The sequence below is a fragment of the Caballeronia sp. INDeC2 genome, from assembly GCF_023631325.1.
In the GTDB taxonomy this organism is placed as follows: domain Bacteria; phylum Pseudomonadota; class Gammaproteobacteria; order Burkholderiales; family Burkholderiaceae; genus Caballeronia.
Genome location: NZ_JALQDG010000020.1, coordinates 1 through 3,691 on the forward strand (window position 1 = coordinate 1; position 3,691 = coordinate 3,691).

At 62.4% G+C, this 3,691-nt stretch carries 5 protein-coding genes; all 5 read left to right on the forward strand.

Annotated elements, in window-relative coordinates; genetic code table 11:
• The coding region (gene paaA / locus NCS28_RS12730; RefSeq protein WP_250514139.1) for a 1,2-phenylacetyl-CoA epoxidase subunit PaaA at positions 1–938 on the forward strand (938 nt) is incomplete at its 5' end.
• Between the two features lie 17 nt (positions 939–955).
• Positions 956–1,240 carry a 1,2-phenylacetyl-CoA epoxidase subunit PaaB gene (gene paaB / locus NCS28_RS12735; RefSeq protein ID WP_016346499.1) on the forward strand — a complete coding sequence of 95 codons (285 nt, stop codon included), beginning with the start codon at positions 956–958 and terminating at the stop codon, positions 1,238–1,240.
• A gap of 13 nt (positions 1,241–1,253) precedes the next feature.
• Complete coding sequence (paaC, locus tag NCS28_RS12740) at positions 1,254–2,051, forward strand: 1,2-phenylacetyl-CoA epoxidase subunit PaaC (RefSeq protein ID WP_250514140.1); 798 nt, start codon at positions 1,254–1,256, stop codon at positions 2,049–2,051.
• Complete coding sequence (paaD, locus tag NCS28_RS12745) at positions 2,051–2,563, forward strand: 1,2-phenylacetyl-CoA epoxidase subunit PaaD (RefSeq protein WP_250514141.1); 513 nt, start codon at positions 2,051–2,053, stop codon at positions 2,561–2,563. Before paaC ends, paaD begins: the two co-directional genes overlap by 1 nt.
• A gap of 40 nt (positions 2,564–2,603) precedes the next feature.
• Positions 2,604–3,691, forward strand: a 1,088-nt coding sequence (paaE, locus tag NCS28_RS12750) for a 1,2-phenylacetyl-CoA epoxidase subunit PaaE (protein WP_250514142.1), incomplete at its 3' end; no start/stop codon positions are given.

The window sequence follows — 3,691 nt, forward strand, 5'->3', positions numbered from 1 at the left end:
CCCCCGAACAGACCCGCTTCGACGCCGTAATGCAAGCCGACGGCAAGATCGAACCGCAGGACTGGATGCCCGACGCCTACCGCAAAACGCTGGTGCGTCAGATCTCGCAGCATGCGCATTCGGAGATCATCGGCATGCAGCCCGAGGGCAACTGGATCAGCCGCGCCCCGAGCCTCAAGCGCAAAGCGATTCTGCTCGCGAAGGTGCAGGACGAAGGCGGCCACGGCCTGTATCTGTACAGCGCGGCCGAGACGCTCGGCGTCTCGCGCGATCAGCTCGTCGCCGCACTGCACGCGGGCCGTGCGAAGTACTCGAGCATCTTCAACTATCCGACGCCCACGTGGGCCGATGTCGGCGTGATCGGCTGGCTCGTCGATGGCGCCGCGATCATGAATCAGATCCCGCTGTGCCGCTGCACCTACGGGCCATACGCCCGCGCGATGATCCGCATCTGCAAGGAAGAGTCGTTCCATCAGCGCCAGGGTTTCGACGCGCTGCTCGCGATGATGAAAGGCACGCAGGCGCAGAAGGATCTCGTGCAGCAGGCGGTGAACCGCTGGTGGTGGCCGGTGCTGATGATGTTCGGCCCGAGCGACAAGGATTCGATCCACAGCGGCCAGTCCTTCGCATGGGGCATCAAGCGCATCTCGAACGATGACCTGCGTCAGAAGTTCGTCGATGCAACCGTCGAGCAGGCAAAGATCTTGGGCGTCACGCTGCCCGATGCCGATCTGAAGTGGAACGCGCAGAGAAACGCGCACGACTACGGCGAGATCGATTGGGAAGAGTTCTGGCGCGTCGTGAACGGCGATGGCCCATGCAACAAGGAACGCCTCGCCACACGCGTGAAGGCGCACGAGGACGGCGCATGGGTCCGTGAAGCGGCGCTCGCCTACGCAGAAAAGCAGAAGGTCCGCGCCCACAAACAAGCAGCATGAGCAGGGAGACGATGAAGATGAACAAGGAATGGCCGATCTGGGAAGTGTTCGTGCGCAGCAAGCAGGGACTGGATCACAAGCATTGCGGCAGCCTGCACGCGCCGGATGCGGGTGCGGCGTTGCGCATGGCGCGCGACGTGTACACGCGTCGTCAGGAAGGCGTGAGCATCTGGGTGGTGCCCTCGGCGGCGATCACGGCGTCGGACCCGGCGGACAAGGGCGAACTGTTCGAGCCCGCGGGCGACAAGATCTATCGGCATCCGACGTTCTTCGTGCTGCCCGACGAAATCAATCACATGTAAGGGCGACGAAGCCATGAGTCAGGACCATCTCGCCTACGTATTGCGTCTGGCGGACAACGCGCTGATCCTCGGGCAGCGCAATGCCGAATGGTGCAGCCACGGCCCGGCGCTAGAAGAAGACATCGCACTGGCGAACATCAGTCTCGATCTGATCGGCCAGGCGCGGCTCTTGTACACGCATGCGGCGTCGCTCGAAGCTGCGCTTAACGGCAGCAAGAAGACCGAAGACGACTACGCGTATTTTCGGACCGAGCGCGAGTTCGCCAACTACACGATTGCGGAGTTGCCTCACGTCGGGCCGCTGGCGGGCACCACGCGCGCCGAGCGCGATTACGCGGTGACGATCGTGCGCAACTTCCTGTATTCGTCGCTGATGATGGAAGTGTGGAGCGCGCTGCAAACATCGAGCGATGCGCAACTCGCGGCAATCGCGGCGAAGTCGATCAAGGAGACGAGCTACCACCTGCATCACGCGCGCGACTGGCTGGTGCGTTTCGGCGATGGCACCGAGGAGTCGCATCGACGTGCGCAGGCCGCGCTCGATTACTTGATGCCGTACACGCGCGAGTTCTTCGCCACCGATGCGATCGAGCAGGCCGTCGCCGATGCGGGCATCGCGCCGCTTGCGAGCGAGTTCGAAGCGGCATGGCGTGACGAAGTGCAGGCCGCGCTGGATGAAGCCACGCTCAAAGCCCCGGCCGAAGTGAAGCACATCACCACGGGCAAGCACGGCGAGCACTCGGAGCACATGGGCTATCTGCTGGCGGAAATGCAGAGTCTCGCGCGTCAACATCCGGGCGCGAGCTGGTGATGAATACCACTAACGCGACCATCGAACGCGCGTGGGACGTACTCGAAGCGGTGCCCGATCCGGAGATTCCGGTGGTCTCGATTCGCGAGCTGGGCATTCTGCGCGATGTGCGTCAAGGCGACGATGGCGTGCTCGAAGTGGTGATCACGCCGACGTACTCGGGGTGTCCGGCGATGTCGCAGATTGCGGAAGACATTGCGCAGGCGATCGATCGGGCCGAGCTCGGCGCGCATCGCATCGAGACGGTGCTGGCGCCCGCGTGGACGACCGACTGGATCACCGATGAAGCGCGCGAGAAGCTGCGCCGCTACGGCATCGCACCGCCGACAGGCGCATGCAGCGGCACGGAGAAGCCCATCCGTTTCGTGCCCTACACGAAAGCGACGATCGCCTGCCCGCGCTGCGGCTCGACGCACACCGAAAAGCTGGCGCAATTCGGCTCGACGGCATGCAAGGCGCTGTACCGCTGCATCGATTGCCGCGAGCCGTTCGATTACTTCAAGCCGTACTGAAACTGAATCAACCGAATCAAACGAAAGCGAGCCGAAAAAAATGGCGACTCCGCAATTCCACCCGCTGCGCATCCGTGACGTCCGACCCGAAACCGCCGATGCGCTCACCGTTTCGTTCGAGGTGCCGCCCGCGCTGCGCGATGCGTTTCGCTTCACGCAAGGTCAGTTCGTAACGCTCAAGACGCATATCGATGGCGAGGAAACGCGCCGCTCGTATTCGATCTGCGTAGGCGTGACCGACTATGATCGCGACGGCGAATTGCGCATCGGCATCAAGCGCGTGCGTGGCGGGCGCTTCTCGAACTTCGCGTTCGATACTTTGAAGCCCGGCCATGAGATCGAAGTCATGACGCCCGACGGGCGCTTCTTCACACATCTGAACGCGGATCACGCGAAACACTACGTGGCGTTCTCGGGCGGCTCGGGCATCACACCGGTGCTGGCGATCATCAAGACGACGCTCGATATGGAGCCGACGAGCCGCTTCACGCTGGTGTACGGCAATCGCAGCGTCGATGCGATCATGTTCGCCGAAGAGCTCGAAGATCTGAAGAACCGCTATATGGACCGGTTCTCGCTGTATCACGTGCTATCGGACGATCTGCAGGACGTGGAATTGTTCAACGGCGTGCTGGATCAGGCGAAGTGCAAGGCGTTTCTGGAGACGCTGCTCTCGCCGGAGGAAATCGATGAAGCATTCATCTGCGGTCCCGGTCCGATGATGGATGCGGCCGAAGCCGCGTTGAAAGACGCGGGCGTGGCGCCGAAGCAGATTCACGTGGAGCGCTTCGGCACGCCGTTGCCGCAAGCGGGGGCGCCTGCAATCGAGATTACGGAGAGCACACCGGCGGCGGATCTGGAACTGATCATCGACGGCAAGAAACGCAAATTGCGGCTGCCGTATGAAGGTGTGAGCGTGCTCGACGTGGGCTTGAAAGCGGGCCTCGCGTTGCCGTATGCGTGCAAGGGCGGTGTGTGCTGCACGTGCCGCGCGCGAGTGCTCGAAGGCGAGGTGAAGATGGAGAAGAACTACACGCTCGAACAACACGAAATCGACGACGGTTTCGTGCTGACTTGCCAATGTCATCCGGTGAGTGAGCGGGTGGTCGTGAGTTTCGACGAGCGTTA